Annotated in this window: 14 protein-coding genes; 5 read left to right on the top strand and 9 right to left on the bottom strand. The window is 74.2% G+C overall.

What is annotated here, in order from left to right:
- Positions 1 to 52 precede the first annotated feature (52 nt).
- From C3V38_RS10830 to C3V38_RS10805, 6 genes are all read right to left on the bottom strand, one after another.
- Positions 53 to 3,379 (bottom strand): ATP-dependent helicase, encoded by a 3,327-nt coding sequence (locus C3V38_RS10830; RefSeq protein WP_106385769.1) that lies wholly within the window; start codon positions 3,377 to 3,379, stop codon positions 53 to 55.
- Entirely contained in the window at positions 3,376 to 6,624 is a 3,249-nt protein-coding gene (locus C3V38_RS10825) for a UrvD/REP family ATP-dependent DNA helicase (protein ID WP_254425961.1), read from the bottom strand. The genes C3V38_RS10830 and C3V38_RS10825 overlap by 4 nt, the downstream gene beginning before the upstream one ends.
- 73 nt (positions 6,625 to 6,697) lie before the next feature.
- A complete protein-coding gene (locus C3V38_RS10820) occupies positions 6,698 to 7,993 on the bottom strand; it encodes an MFS transporter (protein ID WP_106385767.1) in 1,296 nt (431 codons plus the stop codon).
- Positions 7,990 to 8,880 carry a TIGR02569 family protein gene (locus C3V38_RS10815; RefSeq protein ID WP_254425960.1) on the bottom strand — a complete coding sequence of 297 codons (891 nt, stop codon included), beginning with the start codon at positions 8,878 to 8,880 and terminating at the stop codon, positions 7,990 to 7,992. The genes C3V38_RS10820 and C3V38_RS10815 overlap by 4 nt, the downstream gene beginning before the upstream one ends.
- 26 nt (positions 8,881 to 8,906) lie before the next feature.
- Complete coding sequence (locus C3V38_RS10810; protein WP_106386461.1) at positions 8,907 to 10,151, bottom strand: ThiF family adenylyltransferase; 1,245 nt, start codon at positions 10,149 to 10,151, stop codon at positions 8,907 to 8,909.
- Positions 10,148 to 11,158, bottom strand: a complete 1,011-nt coding sequence (locus C3V38_RS10805) for a DUF3152 domain-containing protein (protein WP_082767630.1) — start codon at positions 11,156 to 11,158, stop codon at positions 10,148 to 10,150. The genes C3V38_RS10810 and C3V38_RS10805 overlap by 4 nt, the downstream gene beginning before the upstream one ends.
- A gap of 163 nt (positions 11,159 to 11,321) precedes the next feature.
- On the opposite strand from C3V38_RS10805, the gene C3V38_RS10800 reads away from it, so the two are divergent.
- A complete protein-coding gene (locus C3V38_RS10800) occupies positions 11,322 to 11,981 on the top strand; it encodes a TetR/AcrR family transcriptional regulator (RefSeq protein ID WP_106385766.1) in 660 nt (219 codons plus the stop codon).
- A gap of 65 nt (positions 11,982 to 12,046) precedes the next feature.
- Here C3V38_RS10800 and C3V38_RS10795 read toward each other — a convergent pair whose 3' ends face one another.
- Positions 12,047 to 12,274 (bottom strand): DUF3107 domain-containing protein, encoded by a 228-nt coding sequence (locus C3V38_RS10795; RefSeq protein WP_007629751.1) that lies wholly within the window; start codon positions 12,272 to 12,274, stop codon positions 12,047 to 12,049.
- 217 nt (positions 12,275 to 12,491) lie between these two features.
- Between C3V38_RS10795 and C3V38_RS10790 the strand changes: the two genes are divergently transcribed.
- On the top strand, positions 12,492 to 14,105 hold the full coding sequence (locus tag C3V38_RS10790; protein ID WP_371412152.1) for a DEAD/DEAH box helicase: 1,614 nt from the start codon (positions 12,492 to 12,494) through the stop codon (positions 14,103 to 14,105).
- Between the two features lie 29 nt (positions 14,106 to 14,134).
- On the top strand, positions 14,135 to 15,478 hold the full coding sequence (locus C3V38_RS10785; protein WP_106385765.1) for a PQQ-binding-like beta-propeller repeat protein: 1,344 nt from the start codon (positions 14,135 to 14,137) through the stop codon (positions 15,476 to 15,478).
- A 25-nt stretch (positions 15,479 to 15,503) separates the two neighbouring features.
- Here C3V38_RS10785 and C3V38_RS10780 read toward each other — a convergent pair whose 3' ends face one another.
- A complete protein-coding gene (locus tag C3V38_RS10780) occupies positions 15,504 to 15,926 on the bottom strand; it encodes a hypothetical protein (RefSeq protein WP_254425959.1) in 423 nt (140 codons plus the stop codon).
- A gap of 392 nt (positions 15,927 to 16,318) precedes the next feature.
- Here C3V38_RS10780 and C3V38_RS10775 point away from each other — a divergent pair, with 392 nt between their 5' ends.
- Positions 16,319 to 16,567, top strand: coding sequence for a WhiB family transcriptional regulator (locus C3V38_RS10775; protein ID WP_007630625.1), 249 nt, complete (start codon positions 16,319 to 16,321; stop codon positions 16,565 to 16,567).
- 77 nt (positions 16,568 to 16,644) lie between these two features.
- On the opposite strand, the gene C3V38_RS10770 is transcribed toward C3V38_RS10775, so the two are convergent.
- Complete coding sequence (locus tag C3V38_RS10770) at positions 16,645 to 16,860, bottom strand: biotin/lipoyl-binding carrier protein (protein WP_061915251.1); 216 nt, start codon at positions 16,858 to 16,860, stop codon at positions 16,645 to 16,647.
- Between the two features lie 104 nt (positions 16,861 to 16,964).
- Between C3V38_RS10770 and C3V38_RS18340 the strand changes: the two genes are divergently transcribed.
- A complete protein-coding gene (locus tag C3V38_RS18340) occupies positions 16,965 to 17,039 on the top strand; it encodes a 50S ribosomal protein bL37 (RefSeq protein WP_370650909.1) in 75 nt (24 codons plus the stop codon).
- Positions 17,040 to 17,103: the final 64 nt, after the last annotated feature.

Raw genomic sequence — 17,103 nt, 5'->3', positions numbered from 1 at the left:
GTTTCCGCTGCGGACCCCCGCTGGGCCCGCCGTCATCGAGGAGAATCGTCGCCTATCGATCGCTGTCGGACAACAACCGACCCCGGCCGGGGCCCTCGGAGAGGATACGCAGCAATTCCTCGGCGTCGGGCAGGTCCGACGGTTCGATGGTCCGGCCGGAGCGCACGTAGTGGAACGCGGCGCGGACGGAACCCACCTCGACCGTCCGCCCCTGGCAGGCCCCGACGACCTTCGCCCACGCGTACCGGTAGACCGCCAGCTGGAGAGCAACGGCGGGCATGTCGCGTTCCGCGGGCACACGCCCTGTCTTCCAGTCCACGACGATCCATCCGTCGCCGTCGGCGAACACGGCGTCCATCCGTCCGCGCAGGAGGTGGCCGCCCAGGCCGACCTCGAAGGGCACCTCGACGGCCTCGGGCGTCATCCGCGCCCACCGCGACGCCTCGAACGCCTTCTGGAGGGCGGTGAGGTCCGCCTCGGACAACCCGTCGACGGCACCCTGGTCACCGGCACCGGGCAGATCGTCAATATCGAGCAGGTGGGTGGCGCCGTAGCGGTGCTCGAGCCAGGCGTGGAACCTGGTGCCGCGCCGCGCGAACCGGTCAGGGCGGAACGGCACGGGCCTGCGGAGGCGGTCGGCGAACTCGGCGGGGTCGGTCGCCATGGCGACGATCTCCCCGGCGGTGAGACGGCGCGGGAGGTGTACCTCGTCGCGGCGCTGCGCGGCCCGCCGCGCGTCGGCGAGGAGGGACGCCGCGGCCAGGTGCCAGCGCCGGGCGGGCCCCGACTCCGGTGGCGCCTGGGCCTCCGGGTCCACGGGTGTGGCCGCCTCCACCGCCCGCGCGGCGGCGAGGCGGTCGGGCGCGGCCTCGCGGGGCCACGTCGCCTCGACGGTGCCCGCGGTGGCCGGATTCGTGGGAGAGGGTGTGACGACGAGGTGGTCGATCACCCCGAGCGGTGGTTCTCCCCCGCACGCGTCGAGCACGTCCTTCAGGAATTCCGACGGCCCCTTGGGCGTGGTGGCCGATCCCAGCCAGTGCGATCCGGACAGCAGCAGTGTCTGCTCGGCCCGGGTGACCGCGACGTAGAACAGTCGGCGGTCCTCGTCGAGCGAGCGCCGCTCGACGCGCTTGATGTGTTTCCCCAGCGCCTCTTCCAGCAGCTTGCGGTCGGTCACGCCGTCGAGTCGCGGGACCGGCACCCCTCCGGGGTTGTCCTCGGTCTCGCGGTCCCCCCGCAGCTGCTCGGGCAGCTGGGTCGCGGCGCGGACGGAGGTCTGCGGTGGCTGGCCGGAGGGGAAGACGCCCTCTGCCAGGTGCGGCACGGCGACGATCTCCCATTCGAGGCCCTTGGCGGAGTGGACGGTGAGGATCTGCACCCGGCCGGGTGTGGAGGCGACCTCTCCGCGGGCGAGCCCGCCGTCGATGGAGCGGGCGAGGTCGAGGTACCCCAGAAACGCGTCCAGCCCGGTTCCGCGCTCGGGCCGGAAGCCGGCGGCCACCTCCTGGAGCGCGTCGAGTTGTTCGCGGGCCTCGCCACCGCCGGCGCGTTGGCGCAGGCGGACCTCGGCGTCGAGCCCGAGGGCCTGTTCGGCGGCCGCGACGAGCCGCGCGGGCGGCGCGGACGCGCGGGCGCGGAGCCCGGAGATGATGGCCGCGAGTTCGCTGATCCGCTGCGCACCGGCGGGCCTGTACTGGTCCTCGGGGCCCGGATCGGCGAGCGCATCGGCCAGACCGGCCGAGTCCGTCTCCTCGCCGCGGGCGAGAGCGTCGAGGAGGGCGTCGAGTTCGCGGGGGTCGGAGACCGGCCCGGTAGCGGTCGCGGTCCTTCGCAGGGACAGGCGGGACGCGCGTCGGGCGAGTGCGGCGAGGTCGGCCGCGCCGAGCGCGAACCGGGAGCCGCTGAGCAGTCGCAGCAGCGCGGGGCCCGCGCCAGGGCGGGCGACCACGGTGAGCAGGGCGACGACGTCGGCGACCTCGGGCACGTCGAGTAGCCCGCCGACGCCGATGATCTCGACCGGCAGGCCGCGGGCCTCCAGGGCCTCGGCGATCGCGGCGGAGTCGCCGTTGCGACGCACGAGGACCGCCGCGGTCGGCACGCGACCGGCCCGTTCCGCCGCGCGGTACCGGTCGGCGAGGGTGTCGGCGAGCCACTCGCGCTCGTCCTCGGCCGTGTCGAGCAACGCGACCCTGAGGTCGGCGCGTTCGGCCCCGGGCCGGGCGCGGAGCTCGGGCACCGGGATGGATCCGGGACGGTCGCGCAGCGGCGCGGTGATCCGGTTGGCCAGCGCGAGGACCTCCGGCGGGTTGCGCCACGAGGTCGTGAGTTCCCTGAGATGCGAGGGGCGTCCCCCTGGCAGCGGGAAGTCCTCACGGAACCGGTCGAGGTTGGACGCCGACGCCCCCCGCCACCCGTAGATGGACTGCATGGGGTCGCCGACCGCGGTCACGGCCGGGACCGGGTCGGCCCCTGCGCCGAACAGGGAGGACAGGAGCACCCGCTGGGAGTGCCCGGTGTCCTGGTACTCGTCGAGCAGCACCACCCGGAACGCGCGGCGCTCGGCGAGCCCGACCTCGGGGTGGTCGCGGGCGACGGTGGCGGCCAGGGCCATCTGGGAGGCGTGGTCGAGCGCCGACTCCGCCCGCATGCGGGCCGCGACGGCGTCCACCAGGTCCGCGAGTTCCTCGCGGTGGCCCTGGATTTCGGCGGTCCTCCCGAGCCACGCGGTGGGTGTCGCCTTCTGCCGCGGACCGGGCGGGAGGGTCGCGATGAGGGTCGTGATCAGGTCCGGGTGAGCGCGCAGGTCGTCAGTGCTGACGAGGTGGTCGGACAACTGCCCGGCCAGCGCCAGCACGTCGCGGGTCACGGTGCCGGGGTTGGATGCGGTGGTCAGCGGGCTCTCCCACCTCGACACCACGTCGTGCGCGAGCTGGAAGGCGGCGGTCGGGGTGAGCAGCCGCGAGTCGGGTTCGACGGGTACGAGCAGCCCGTAGGTGCCGAGCAGGGTGCCGGCGAAGGCGTGATAGGTGGAGATCTGCGGGTCCTCGGTGCGGATCGCCTCGGCGATCGTGGGGTCCGCGCTGGGCCCGGTGCACAGCGCGCTGCGGGCGAGCGCGTCCAGGCGGCGGCGTATCCGCCTGGACAGCTGCTGGGCGGCCTTACGGGTGAAGGTCAGGCCGAGGATCTCCCCCGGTCGCGCGTGTCCGTTGGCCACCAGCCACACGACCCTGGCCGCCATGGTCTCGGTCTTACCGGCGCCCGCCCCGGCCAATACGAGAGTGGGTTCGGTCGGCCCGGCGATCACCTCGGCCTGCTCGGGGGTGGGTCGATGGATGCCGAGCGCGTCGGCGATGGCGGCGGGGTCGATCGACGCGGTCACCCGATCACCTGCTTCCCCTGGGGCTGCGCGGGGCAGCTGGATCTGACGCTGCAGTGCTCGCACCACCGGCCCACGCGCGCGGTGTAACCGGGGCCGACGGTCGCGCGGCCGGCCTCCTGAACGCGATCGACCAGGGCCTCGGCGCCGTCGGTCCCGAGGGGGTCCTGCACCCGCTCGGTCGGCATCCGGCCCTCGCGGCCGGCCAGGTAGAGCAGGAGCCCGCCTCCGGGTTCGCGACCGCCCGCGGCGGCCACCGCCCCCCGGGCGACCGCGAGCTGGTACAGGGCCAGCTGCGGATTGACCGCGGCGTCCTTCTTGCTGGCCGCCGCGGCCGAGGTCTTCACGTCGACGGGGACGACCTGCCCCGCGGAGGTCGCCTCGAGCCTGTCGATCCGCCCGCGGACGCGCACCCCGCCGCCGGCGTCGAACTCGAACGGCTCCTCGACCGCGGCGGTCGTGTACTCGTCGCGGGTGGACGAGCGCCACCTGCGGAACGTCTCGGCCATCTGGACCATCGTCTCGGCCCCGCGCTCGGCGAACCACCCGCGGGACAGGGTCAGCGCCTCGGCCCGCCGGCGGACGGTCGAGCGGATCGTGTCCTCGTCGATACCGCCCTCCACGGCCTGGGTCAGGGCGTGCACGGCCGATCCCCGCACGAGCGGGGCGGCCGATCCGGCGTCGGAGGAGTCTCCCCCGACCGACTGCAGGAACCACCGCAGCGGGCACTCCTCGAGGGCCCCGAATCCGGACGGCGAGAGCACCGCGACCGGCCGGTCGGGGGTGTCGGGCGTGAGCGGCGCGTCCGTGGAGGGTTCGGTGGCGCCGAACCACGTGCGGGGGTCCGCCTCCCCCACCCCGGCGTCGCGGAGGCCGGCGAGCAGGCCGGCCGCATGGCGCGCGTCGGCGGGGTCTGTCGACGGGTCGTGAAGCGCGGCCCGGAGATCCACCGCCAGATGCGGCAGGGAGAACACGGTGGGCGCGTGGCGGGACGGACCCACCGGGGCGCCGGGGGACGCGACCGCCGTGGCGGTGGTCGACAGGTCGGCGATCTCGTCGATGAAGCGGGAGGGGGCGACGTCGCCCTCCTCGGGCGACTCCACGGCGGTGACGAGCAGGTGCTCGCTGGCGCGGGAGCACGCGACGTAGAACAGGCGGCGCTCCTCGGCCGACCGGGCGGCCGCGGAGGACACGGCCCGCTCCGCCTCTGACGGCACCGGTCCGTCCCCGGCGATCTCCGTCAGGTCGACCAGCTCGTCGACTCCCAGCAGGCCGGACCGGCGGCGGGGCGCAGGCCAGACACCGTCCTGGACGCCGCACACCGCGACCGCACGCCACTGACGGCCCACCGCGGCGTGCGCGGACAGCACGCTCACCGCGCCCCCCCGTGCGCGTGTGTCGGCGCGCCGGGGCGCGGGCAGGTCCTCGCCGGAGACGACGTCGCAGAACAGTCCCACGGAGCCTCCGGGGACCCGGTCCACGAAGTCGGCGGCGTGGTCGAACAGGGACACGACCGCGTCGAGCGCCCGGTCCGCGGATCGCGACCAGGGGTCGGCGGCCACCGCCTGCCGGACGAGGCGGCGCTCCAGCCGGGAGGCCGTCCACGCGGCCCAGAGGACCTCCTCGGCGGTCCCTCCCGCCCGCAGCTCGGCCTGCACGGCCCGGCGCGCGCGGCGGACCCGGGTGACGGGAGCGAGCTCGACGGCGGTGAGCCCGGGCGGGAGATCGTCCTCGTCCGCCAGGACGAGACGCCGCAGGGTCTCGGCGCTGGGTTCTGTCCCGCCGATCCCCGAGCGGCGCAGTCCGCGACGGAGACGACGCATGGCCACGGCGTCCGCGCGGCCGATCGGCCCCGACAGGAGCGCCAGGACCCGCTCGGCGTCGCTGCCGTCGGCGCCCTCGAGCGCCGAGCGCACCAACAGCAACAGAGCCGAGGCGACGGGGTCGTGGGCCGGCGGGATCTCGGCGCCGGCGTCGACCACCGGGACGCCGGCGGCGTCGAGCGCGGCCAGCAGGGCGTCGGCCACACGCGGCAGCGAGCGGGTCACCACTGCCATCTCGCCGTAGTCGATACCGTCCAGGACGTGCCGGCGGCGCAGGAAGTCGGCGACGACGGCGGCCTCCGAGGCGGCCGACCCGGCCACGCCGACGCCCACCTTCCCGTCCGGTCCACCGTGCGCCTCACGGGGGTGCGCCTCGCGGGGCCGGTGGCGGGCGGCCCCGGGCAGACGGGAGGCGATCCGCGCGGCGACCGCCGTGACGGCCGGGGACATGCGGTGGCCGACCGGGAGATCGACCGCGCGGCCGCCCTGCTCGATCACTGCGCGCGCCAGGCCGCCGTCGGCGCCGCGGAACCGGAAGACCGACTGGTCGCCGTCCTCCACGACGAGCAGGACGTCCGCGCCGCCGCCCACCGTCGCGACGAACTCCGCGGCCAGCGGATCGAGGTGATGGGCGTCGTCCACGGCCACGAGGCGCCGCGAGCGGAAGAGCTCGCGCAGTTCCGGGTCGGCGGTCAGCGCGTCCAACGCGGCGCCCACCAGCTCGGCGGCGTTGAGGGCCTCCGGCACATCCGACTGAGAGCTCCGCACCCCCGACCGCAGCGCCATCTGCTCCTCGTGCCGGCGGAAGAAGCCCGCGGCCGCCACCCACGCCGGCCGGCCCGCCGTGCGGCCGAGCCGCGCCAGCTCGCGGGGCCCGATCCCCCGCTCGAGCGACCTCAGCAGCAAGTCGCGCAGCTCGCGCGCGAACCCGACCGTGGACAGCGCGGGGCGCATCTGTTCGGGCCAGTGGGGCGCCCCGTCGGACAGCTCACCGAGCAGGGTCTCGCGCACCAGCGCGTCGTGTTCCGCACCGGTACGCAGCCTCGGCGGCGGGGCGTCGGCCCGGGCGGCGGCGAGCCGCACCACGGCGTGGGCGAGCGAGTGGACGGTCCGTACCGGCGCGTCGGTGCCCACCACGAGCTCCGGCGGCATCCCGCGGGTGGCCTCCTCGAGCAGCGCCGCGGACGCGGTGGCCGACCCCGTGAGCACGAGGACGCCGTCCATCCCCACACCGCCGGCCACCGCGGCGCGGACCACGTCGACGATCAGCGAGGTCTTGCCGCTGCCCGGGCCGCCGCGGACGACCCACCGGTCCTGCCGGCCGGCGCGGGCGGCGGTCCAGTCACGGCCGACGAGGTCGTCGAGACCGGCCGGCCAGGTCCGGCCGGGTCCGTTGGTGGGCTGGGTGGGGGCGGGCGCTGTCACGGCTCGATGAGACCACACGACTCCGACATCGCACCCCCGCCCGGAGTGCCCGGTCCGGTGCGACGGCCGACCGTCAGCGGAGGGTGTCCTCGAGCATGGTCGGCCTGCACGCTGTCCGCGACACGAACAGCATGAGGAGCAGCACGACGGTGAGGAATGCCAGCCCGGACGCCAGCCCGGGACCGTCGAACAGCACCCCGAACACGATGGGCCCGAGGCACGCGGCCGTGTACCCGACGCCCTGGGAGAAGCCGGACAGCGCGGCCGAGCCGGCCTGGGTGCGGGTGCGGAGGTTGATCAGGGTCAGGCAGAGCGGGAACGTGCTGGGCCCCACGCCGAGGAGGCAGATCCACAGCCACGGGGCGAGGTCGGGCGCCCAGAGCAGGCCGGCGAAGGCCCCCAGGTAGGACACGACGGAGACGACGACGACGGCGTACGGGTCCTCGAACCGGCCCGCGATGTAGGGGACGGCCAGCGCGGCGACGAGTCCGATCCCCGAGTACACCGCCAGGGCGAGGCCGCCCTCGGCGCGTGTCATGCCGATCGATTCCGCCACGGCCGGGAGCCACGTGAAGAACGCGTACGTGCACAGGGAATTCGTGCCGAAGAACAGGGCGAGCGCCACGCCGACGGGCGAGCGCCACGGGCGGATGCGGCGCGCCGGCGCGGTCGCGGTCGCCGCCCCGGCGCCGCCCCCCGCGGACGCCTCGCCGGTGGCGGGCCGGGGATCGCCGGTCGGTGCGCCGGTGGCGGGCGCGCCGGCGTCGGTCGGTGTGCCCGGGCGCAGGATCTCGACGACCCACGGCACGGCAGCGATCACCGCCAGCACCGCCCACCAGCCGATGGAGACCCGCCACCCGGCGGCCTCCTCGACGGGCACGGCCACGAGCGCCGGCACCACGGTGCCGAGCTGCAGGCCGGTGATGTAGGCCATGCTCACGGCGGCCACGTGCCGGGGGAAGTATTTCTTGACCAGGGGTGGGGCCACGACGTTGCCGATACCCATCCCGGCCAGGGCGACGAGCGACCCCGCGCCCATCAGCCACGGGTCGTGCGCGAGGGCGCGGATCACCTGCCCCACCGCGGCGGCGACCATCGCCAGCACGGTGAGCAGTTCGAGGCCCACCCGTCTGAGGACCATCGGCGTGATCACGCCCCAGACCGCGAACATCAGGGTGGGGATCATGCCGAGCAGGCCCATGCCCGCGGTGCCGAGTCCGATCTCGGCGTCGATCACCCCGAGCAGGGGGCTGAGCGAGGTGACGGCGGTGCGCAAGTTGAGCGAGACGAGCACGACGCCGACGAACGCGACGAGTGGGAACGTGACGGCGCCGCGGCGGGATCCGGCCCGCGGGGAGCGGGCGTTCACGCGGCGGTGTCCGCGACGAACTCGCCGACCTGCCGGGCCATGGCCTGGAGCCCGTCCATCGCCGCGGGCTTCGATCCCGGGTGCAGCGCGTGCACCGCGAGTCGGAACACCGCCGCCCGCAGGACCATCTGGGGCCAGTTCTCGAGCTGCCGCCAGCGGGTGAGGACGCCGGCGTCGACCGTGCCCCAGGACAGGTGGTCCACGGCGACGACCGCCGCCGACCACGACGCCGGCCGCGCGTAGGGCACGACGTCGGACAGCGCCGGCTCGGCGGAGGCGTCGAAGAGCAGGCCCCGGGCGAGGTCACCGTGGACGACGCCCACACCGGGGGCCGTGACCGGGCGTCGGTGCCGGATCAGCCCGGTGGCCCCGAGCAGGGCGGCCGCGCGGTGGGTGGCGAACGGGGTACCCCGGTCCTCCATCCCGGGCGCCAGATCGTGTTCGGGATCGCCGTCCCAGGCGGCGGCCTCGGCGAAGGAGAACAAGTCGGTCTCGGACCACGGTCGCGTGGCGGGCCGACGGACCAGCCGGGGGCGCTCGACGTCGGCGAGTGCGGCGTTGATCCTGGCCGACCACGCGATGGTCTCGTCCGCGCGCGCCTCGGGTCGACCGGACACGGCCCGGTCCGCGCGCCACCCGCTGACGACGTGCCGGCCGTCGCGGGACCGCACCGGCAGGGCGACGCGCAGTCCGGTGACGTCGAGCTCTTCCCGAACCCGGGCGGACCAGTTGGCCAGCGCCGTGTCCACGACGGGGCGTAGCACCACGGCGCCGCCCGGCGCGGGGACAAGCCAGCCCGTGCCGGAACCGGCGATCACGGGGGAGGCCGTGCCGTCCGCCACGCCGAAGGCGCCGCGGACGTGCTCGGGGACGGTCACGTCGTTCACGCCGACCACGGTACCCACCCCGGACGTCAGTACCCGGGCAGGGACGGGTCCACGTCGCGTGTCCACGCCTCGATGCCGCCCGCGAGCGACCGGACGCCGGGGAAACCGGCGGCGGACAGGGTCGCCGCGGCGCGCGCCGACCGGACCCCGGACTTGCAGTACACGACCAGCGGGCCGCGTTCGGCCGCCCGGCCGAGGACACCCGTCGGATCCCCGGCGACCTCGGCGACCGAGTCCAGCGGCACCCACACCGACGGGTCGATCCTCGCGATCGACCTCTCGCCGGCTCCGCGGACGTCCACCAGCACCGGCGCCACCGCGTCGGTTCCGGGCGACCCGGTCGGACCCGACGCGGCCAGCTCCGCCGCGAGGTCGGTCGCGGACACGGTCGGCACCTCCGGCATCCCCGGATCCGGGACCTCGCAGGAGACGTCCCCCGCGCCGTCCGGCAGCTCGGTGACCGGCTCCCGCGACGGGTCCGGTCGGACCCTCACCGTCCGGTTGGTCGACTCGAGCAGGTCCATGAGGACGAGACGGCCGAGCAGGGGCCGCCCGGCACCGGTGACGAGCTTCACGGCCTCCATCGCCATCATCGACCCGACCGTGCCGCACAGGGCTCCCACGACCCCGGCCTCGGCGCAGCTGGGCACCGAGCCCGCGGGCGGGGGCGCCGGGTACAGGTCCCGCAGGGTCACCGCCTCGGCCGGTGCGGGCGGGCGGGACCAGAACACGGCCAACTGGGCCCGGAACCGGTCGATCGTCCCCCAGATGAGCGGGATCCCGGCGATCTCGCACGCGTCGGAGACCAGGTACCGGGTCGCGAAGTTGTCGCTGCCGTCGATCACCAGGTGGTGCCCCTCGAGCAGGGAACCGATGTTCAGCGCGTCCAGCCTGGCGTGCACGGCGTCGACCCGGACGCCGGGGGCCAACTCGGCCAGCCGGTCCCGGGCCGAGTCCACCTTCGGCCGGCCGACGGCCCCGACGGAGTGGATCACCTGCCGGTGCAGGTTGCCGAGGTCCACCTCGTCGTCGTCGACGACCGTGATCCGCCCGACGCCGGCCGCGGCGAGGTACATGAGCACCGGCGCGCCCAGGCCACCCGCGCCCACGACGAACACCGACGCGGCGCGCAGGCGCCGCTGCCCCTCGTCGCCGATCGCCCCGAGCAGCAGGTGCCGCGAGTACCGCGCCCGCTCCTCCGCGCTCAGTTCGGGCACCGGGTCCACCAGCGGCGGCAGCGACCGGTCCGCCGACCCACCCGTGGCGCTCATCGCGCCACCGGCGCGCCGTCGGGGAACGGCCACGCGTTGTACCGGCACGTGTCGTCGTTGTCCGGGACCACGCCCTCGGGGTCCAACCGGTGGATCTCGGCGTTGTTCACCCCGAACGTCTGCTGCATCATGATCGGCGCCAGCGCGCCGTCCGCGGGGCACGGCTCGTGCGCCGGGAAGCCGATCGCGTGGCCGACCTCGTGATTGACGAGGTACTGCCGGTAGGAGCCGATGTCCCCCTCGAACGACCGCGCACCCCGCACCCAGCGCGCGAGGTTGAGGTACACGCGCCCCGTCGCCGAGTTGTAGCAGCTCGCCTCGAGCTCGATGTCGTACCCGCAGTTCTCGCGGACGGTCATGGGGCTGGTCAGCGAGACGCGGAACGCGGGCTCGCCGCGGGTGCTGCGCTGGAAGGCGACGGCCCCGTCGGCCGTCCAGCTCTTGGGGTTGGCCAGGGTCGCGTCGATCATCCGGGCGACCGAGTCGTCCCCGCCGAAGTCGACCGTGTCGATCCCGTCCTCGACCTCCACCGTGTAGGTGAACTGCTCCGCCGTCGGCCGCCCGACCGGGTCGGTTCCGCCGGGCACGAGCCGGAACTCCCCACTGGCCGCCTCGACGAACGGGCCGCCCTCGGGCAGCTCGCCGCTGGGCGGCACCTCGCCGGGCGCGGGCGCCCCGACGACCGCCGGTGTCTCCCGGGCCCGCACGGCCCCGTCGGCCGGCTGCTCGTCCGTCGAGACGACGGCGTCCGCGATGACGAGCGCGGTGAGCACCACGAGCACCGGGATGGCGTACGCGCGCCAGCCCCACGTGGCGAAGAACCGCCCGACGGGGGTCTGCCTGGGCAGGTGGTCCCGGGACCCGGGCACCGACCGGCGGCGACCCGGGGTCGACTCCGCCGGGTCCCACGGCGCGCGCAGCGGCTCACCGTGCGGCGGGTAGTACGGTGCCCGCTGACGCGCACCGGGTTCCGCACCGGCCGGCGTCCGACGACGGCCGTCGCTCATCCGTACACCTCCACGTCCCCTGACGATCGGCCGCTGCCGATCACGATCTCCACGATCCCACATACCGGGTGAGGCGCGTCCCGCCGCACTCCACAGGTGCAGGTATTGTCCGTCTGACCCGGTCGGCTGTCGACTCTCGCCCGGGCGGAGAAGGAGCAACCAGATGACGAGCCCGGACGGACCGGTCCCGGCCGCCCCGGGCCGCGCCCGAGCGGCCCGGCTCCCCCGCGGCGCGCGGCGAAGCCAGCTGATCGACGCCGCCGGAACGGTGTTCGTCGAGCAGGGCTTCCACGCCTCCGGAATGGACGACATCGCCGTCCTCGCCGGGGTCTCCAAACCGGTGCTGTACCAGCACTTCGACTCCAAGCGGGACCTGTACATCGAGGTCCTCCGCCACCACGTGGACGCGCTGCTCGGCCGGATCCGAGCCGCGCTCGACTCGACCTCCGACAACCGCCGCCGCGTCGAGGCGGCCGTCGACACGTTCTTCGCCTACGCCGACAACGACACCCGGGGCTTCCGACTGGTCTTCTACTCGGAGTCCGGGGACGAGGACGTCCGCCGCGAACTCGACCGGGCCACCGCGGGGTGCATCGACGCTGTGCACGACCTGGTGCGGGGGGACTCCGGCCTCGACGTGCACCGGTCGCGCCTGCTCGCCGTCGGGCTGGTCGGGGCCAGCCGGGTCAGCGCCGGCCACTGGCTCGACGCCGGTCGACCGATCGCCCGCGAGGACGCGGTCTCGACCACGGTCACCCTGTGCTGGGGCGGCCTGTCGAAGATCCCGCGTCACGGCGGCGACCGGCCCACGCCCGAGGACTGACCGCGGGCCGCGCGCGGCCCGCCGCCCGGGAGCGCGGACGCTCGACGGACGGGCGGCGGCCGGCGTCAGGACAGGAAACCCACCGGTCGCCGGGCGGACTCGCCGATCTCCACATACGCCACCCGGTCGGTCGACACGAGGTAGCGACGGCCCTTCTCGTCCTCGAGCTCGAGGATCGCCTTGGCGTCCGCGGTCAGGGCCGCCTCGACGCGCTTGTGCACGTCGTCGGGCTCCATCCCGGTCTTGAACACGAGCTCACGGTTGCTGTCGGCGATGCCGATCTTGACCTCCACGGTGCCTGCCCTTCTCGTCGTAGGCGCATGTCACGCCGTCATCGGTGATGCGTGCGACCCAGGCTAGCCCGAGCCCCACCCGGGGCGGCGGCACGGGATAGGATGGGCGCACGTGGACCACTCTCCGCGCCTGGCCACACCGGCGTCGGGTACGGCGGGTCCCGTGGAAATGTGCGCGCGCCCCGCTCGCGAGGCCGAATTCCGACGGCCCGACACCATCCGCGCGCGAGACGAGAAAGGCACCGCCCTGTCCACCACAGATGTCACCACAGAAGACGTAGACGGCATGGCCACGACGACCGCGGTCGTCGACGCCCCGTCCTCAGACTCCTCGCCCAGCTTCGCCGAGCTCGGCGTCCGACCCGAGATCGTCACCGCCCTCGCCGAGCGCGGGATCACCCACACGTTCGCCATCCAGGAACTCACCCTGCCGCTCGCCCTGGCCGGCTCGGACCTCATCGGTCAGGCCCGTACCGGGATGGGCAAGACCTACGGGTTCGGCGTGCCGCTCCTGCACCGCATCTCCACCGGCGAGGCCACCCGTGAGCTCGACGGCACGCCCCGCGCGCTGGTGATCGTGCCCACCCGCGAGCTGTGCATCCAGGTCACCCAGGACCTCAAGATCGCCGCCACCGGGCTCACCGCGTCCACCGATTCGGGCACCCGCCCCCTCAAGGTCCTCGCGATCTACGGCGGCACCCCGTACGAGCAGCAGACCGAGGCTCTCGAAAAGGGCGTCGACGTGGTCGTGGGCACCCCCGGGCGCCTGCTCGACCTGGCCAACCAGTCCAAGCTCGTGCTCGGCAAGGTCGAGGCCCTGGTCTTGGACGAGGCCGACGAGATGCTCGACCTGGGCTTCCTGCCGGACATCGAGAAGCTGCTGCGCATGGTGCCCGAGAAGCGGCAGACCATGCTCTTCTCCGCCACCATGCCGGGGCCGATCATCACCCTGGCCCGCACGTTCCTCACCAAGCCCACGCACATCCGCGCCGAGGCCGCCGACTCCGGCGCGACCCACGAGAACACGACCCAGCACGTCTACCGGGCACACTCGCTGGACAAGCCCGAGGTCGTGGCGCGCATCCTGCAGGCCGAGGGCCGCGGGGCCACCATGATCTTCTGCCGCACCAAGCGCACCGCCCAGAAGCTCGCCGACGACCTCGCCGAGCGCGGCTTCCGCGTGGGCGCGATCCACGGCGACCTCGGACAGGGTGCGCGCGAGAAATCGCTCAAAGCGTTCCGCACCGGTGACGTCGACGTCCTCGTCGCCACCGACGTCGCGGCCCGCGGCATCGACGTCGACGACGTCACCCACGTCATCAACTACCAGTGCCCCGAGGACGAGAAGACCTACGTCCACCGCATCGGCCGCACCGGCCGCGCGGGGCGCACCGGCGTCGCGGTCACGCTCGTCGACTGGGACGACCTGCCCCGGTGGGGACTGATCGACAAGGCCCTCGGGCTGGACTTCGGCGAGCCGGCGGAGACCTACTCCACCTCCGCCCACCTGCGGAGCGACCTCGGGATCCCCGAGAGCGCCGGAGGGCGGATCGGCGCCCCCACCGGCACCGGGTCCGGCCGCCGCACCGAGGACCGTGGCACGCGCGGGTCCGGCCGCGAGTCGGGCTCCGGATCGCGGCCCGCGCGCCGGCGCACCCGCGGCGGCAGGTCCGGAGAGGACGGGCCCTCGACGTCCGCCCCCGCCGCCGACTCCCCCACCGCATCCGGTGACGCGGACTCCCCCGCCCCCTCGGGGGACGCCCCCGCGCGGCGCCGCCGTCGCCGTCGCCGGCCCTCGTCGTCGTCGCCGGATCAGGACGGCCGGGACTGACCCGCCCGTCCGCACCACGTAGGCCACACGTGCGCGCATCCGACGACGCCCCCGCCGGCCGCCGCCGGCCGCGCCGGGGCGTGCCCTCCGAACGCCGGACCCGGCGCGACCTGGTCACCGCGGCCGTCATCACCGTCGCCATGGCGGTGGCGGCCGGGGTCGTCCTCCTCACCGGGAGCGCCGCCCGCTCGGACTTCTCCGCCGCCGGCGCCGGGCAGCCCGTCTACGGACCCGCCACCGCGCCCCCCACGTCGCTCCGGGCCCTGTGGTCGCACCCGTCGGCGGATTGGGGCGCGCCCCTGACCACCAAGGGCAACCTCGTCACCGTCACCGACGACGGCACGCTCGTCGGCCGGGACGCCGGCTCCGGAGAGCAGGCGTGGTCCTACTCCCACGCCGGGCCCCTCTGCGCGGCGACGTTCTACGCCGACATCCTCGCCGCCGCCTTCGACGGCGCGGCCGGGTGCAGCGACGTCACCGCGCTCGACCCGACCAGCCAGCAATACAGCAGTACCCGCCAGAGCGCCTTCCCCGACACCATGCAACTCACCTCGACCTGGCGGCACGCCCTCGCGTCCAGCCCCGAACGGCTCGAGATCTGGCGCGACGACCTCGTCCGCACCGTCGAGTACGGGGCCGTCGCGGCGCCGCAGGAGGCGGGCATGCAGCCGCGCACCGGCTGCACCCTCGGGACCGCCGACCTCACGGACGAGCGCTTCGCCGTGGCCGAACGCTGCCCCGGCGACGACTCCGCCCGGCTGACCCTGTCCGAGACGGTGCCCGAGGACAGTCGCAAGCCCGAGGAGATCGCCTCCGACACCACGGGCGCCGACGGGCTGTGGATCATCGACGTCAGCGACGACGGCGTCCTCGCCCTCACGGATCGGGGCGGCGCCTGGGCGGTCGAGTGGTTCACCAGCCCCCGCGACTACGCCCCGGTCCTGCCGCTGCCAGCCGAGCCCGCCGTCAAGCCCGACCCGCGGACCGTGGCCCGCGACGACACGCAGGCGCGCTGGTTCGACGGCACCGGCACACACGCCTTCTCCGCCGTCACCGGCGCGCACTCCTGGACGACCCCGGTGACCACCGGACCCGGCCTGACCGGGGGCTGGTCGCCCGACCCCGACGTCGCCACCGCGCGCGACTGGGTCCTGATGCCCGTCGCCGGTGGCTTCCGCGTCCTCGAGCACGACACGGGGGCCGGGACCGCAGAGGTGCCCGTCACGCCCGGTGAGGGCGCGGGCGGAGAACCCTCTGTCGGGGGCGGACCCCCTGCCGGGGGCGGGCAGGACGTGACCTGCCTGTCCCAGATCGGCGACATCCTCTACGAGCGCCGGGACGGCGCGGTCCACGCCTACAAGATGCTGGCCTGACTCCGGGCGGGTCGCGCCGGGAGGGTCACACGGCGTACCACTCGACCGCGTCGCGTCGGAAGAGCGACACCAGCGCCGTCGCGCACATCACCGCCAGGACGATGCCGGCGAGGTACTGATCCGAGCCCACCCCGACGTACCAGGCGACGAACAGCAGCAGGAGCTCGGCGATCACGACGAGCCCACGGCCCCATCGCCGGCCGCGGAGCAACCCGACCCCCGCGGCCAACAACCCGCCGCCGAGGATCGCGAACCACACCGCGGTGCCGTAGCCGCTGATGACGACGGTCTCCTCGCGGTGTCCGCCCAACGCCCGGACGAACAGCACCACGGCCACACCGACACCGATCAGTCCCTGGGCCGAGGAGATCCACCCGGCGAGGCGGACCGGCGTGGGGATCGCCGTTCGGGGATCGGCCGGAACACCGCGGTCATCTGGTCGTCTCACGTTCACCTCTCCAGATTAAGCGGGCCCCGCCACGCCACCGAAACCACCAGACGGACCGCGGTCTGATTAGGCCATCACCACCTCTGGTGTGCGGTTTTCCGGCGATTTGACAAGCCGCGTGACGTTTACCACATAGGCCAAAAACGTATTGACTTGTCATGAAATCGTGGGACGATCATTTGTAACAGCGCAGACACACCGTGTTTGCCTCGCCTTAACCGGGAGCCCCTCCGACAGGAGCGAGCCCGCGGAAAGGGTACAGATCCCCCAACACCCGCCGGGTGCCATCGAACACGCACGTCCGTCCGTGGACTCTACATGTCCACGCGTCGGTGGCGGTTGGTCGTGCTGCCCGGCGCACCCGATCACGGTCTCACATCAAAGGAGTTCCCATGGACTGGCGCCACAAGGCCATCTGCCGCGACGAGGATCCCGAGCTGTTCTTCCCCGTCGGCAATTCCGGACCCGCCCTCGCGCAGATCGCCGAGGCGAAGATCGTCTGCAACCGCTGCCCCGTCACCGCCGAGTGCCTGTCCTGGGCGCTCGAGTCCGGCCAGGACGCAGGCGTCTGGGGCGGCATGAGCGAGGACGAGCGCCGCGCCCTCAAGCGTCGCCGCGCCCGCACCCGCACCGCCGTCTGACACAGACCGCGTACGCCGAAGGCCGGCCCCTCCCCCACGGGAACGGGCCGGCCTTCGGCGTGTGGGCATCCGACCCGTCAGTCGATGACCGCGATGAGGTCACCCGCCTGGATGACGTCCCCCGGCTTCACCGCGACCTCGGTCACGCTGCCGGAGGTCTCACACAGCACCGGGATCTCCATCTTCATCGACTCGAGGAGCACGATCGTGTCGCCCTCGGCGACCTCGGTACCGACCGCCGCGACGACCTCCATGACGTTCGCGACCATCTCGGCACGGACCTGTTCAGCCATACGGATTGTTCCTCTACTTCCTCGAAGGCGGCCCCCGGACACCTCCAATGCAACCACACGGGCCCGCGCATGGAAGACTTGTACACCGACGAAAGGAGGCGACCATGGGCAAGCGTGGCCGCAAGAGGCGGGATCGCCGCAAGAAGAACGCCAACCACGGCAAGCGTCCGAACAGCTGAGTTCAGGAACGCACGAACGTCGAAGGGGCGGGCACCTGTTCGGTGCCCGCCCCTTCGTCTGTGC

Origin of the sequence: Dietzia sp. oral taxon 368, from assembly GCF_002999155.1 — a bacterium.
Classification (GTDB): Bacteria; Actinomycetota; Actinomycetes; order Mycobacteriales; family Mycobacteriaceae; genus Dietzia; species Dietzia cinnamea.
This window is presented reverse-complemented; position numbering and strand designations above follow the sequence as displayed.

What these genes read in the sequence shown, in the direction of transcription:
- C3V38_RS10810 (WP_106386461.1), bottom strand. Translation starts at nt 10,151, where the DNA reads ATGAGCGCCACGGGTGGGTCGGCGGACCGGTCGCTGCCGCCGCTGGTG.
- C3V38_RS10805 (WP_082767630.1), bottom strand. Translation starts at nt 11,158, where the DNA reads ATGAGCGACGGCCGTCGTCGGACGCCGGCCGGTGCGGAACCCGGTGCG.
- C3V38_RS10800 (WP_106385766.1), top strand. Translation starts at nt 11,322, where the DNA reads ATGACGAGCCCGGACGGACCGGTCCCGGCCGCCCCGGGCCGCGCCCGA.
- C3V38_RS10775 (WP_007630625.1), top strand. Translation starts at nt 16,319, where the DNA reads ATGGACTGGCGCCACAAGGCCATCTGCCGCGACGAGGATCCCGAGCTG.
- C3V38_RS10770 (WP_061915251.1), bottom strand. Translation starts at nt 16,860, where the DNA reads ATGGCTGAACAGGTCCGTGCCGAGATGGTCGCGAACGTCATGGAGGTC.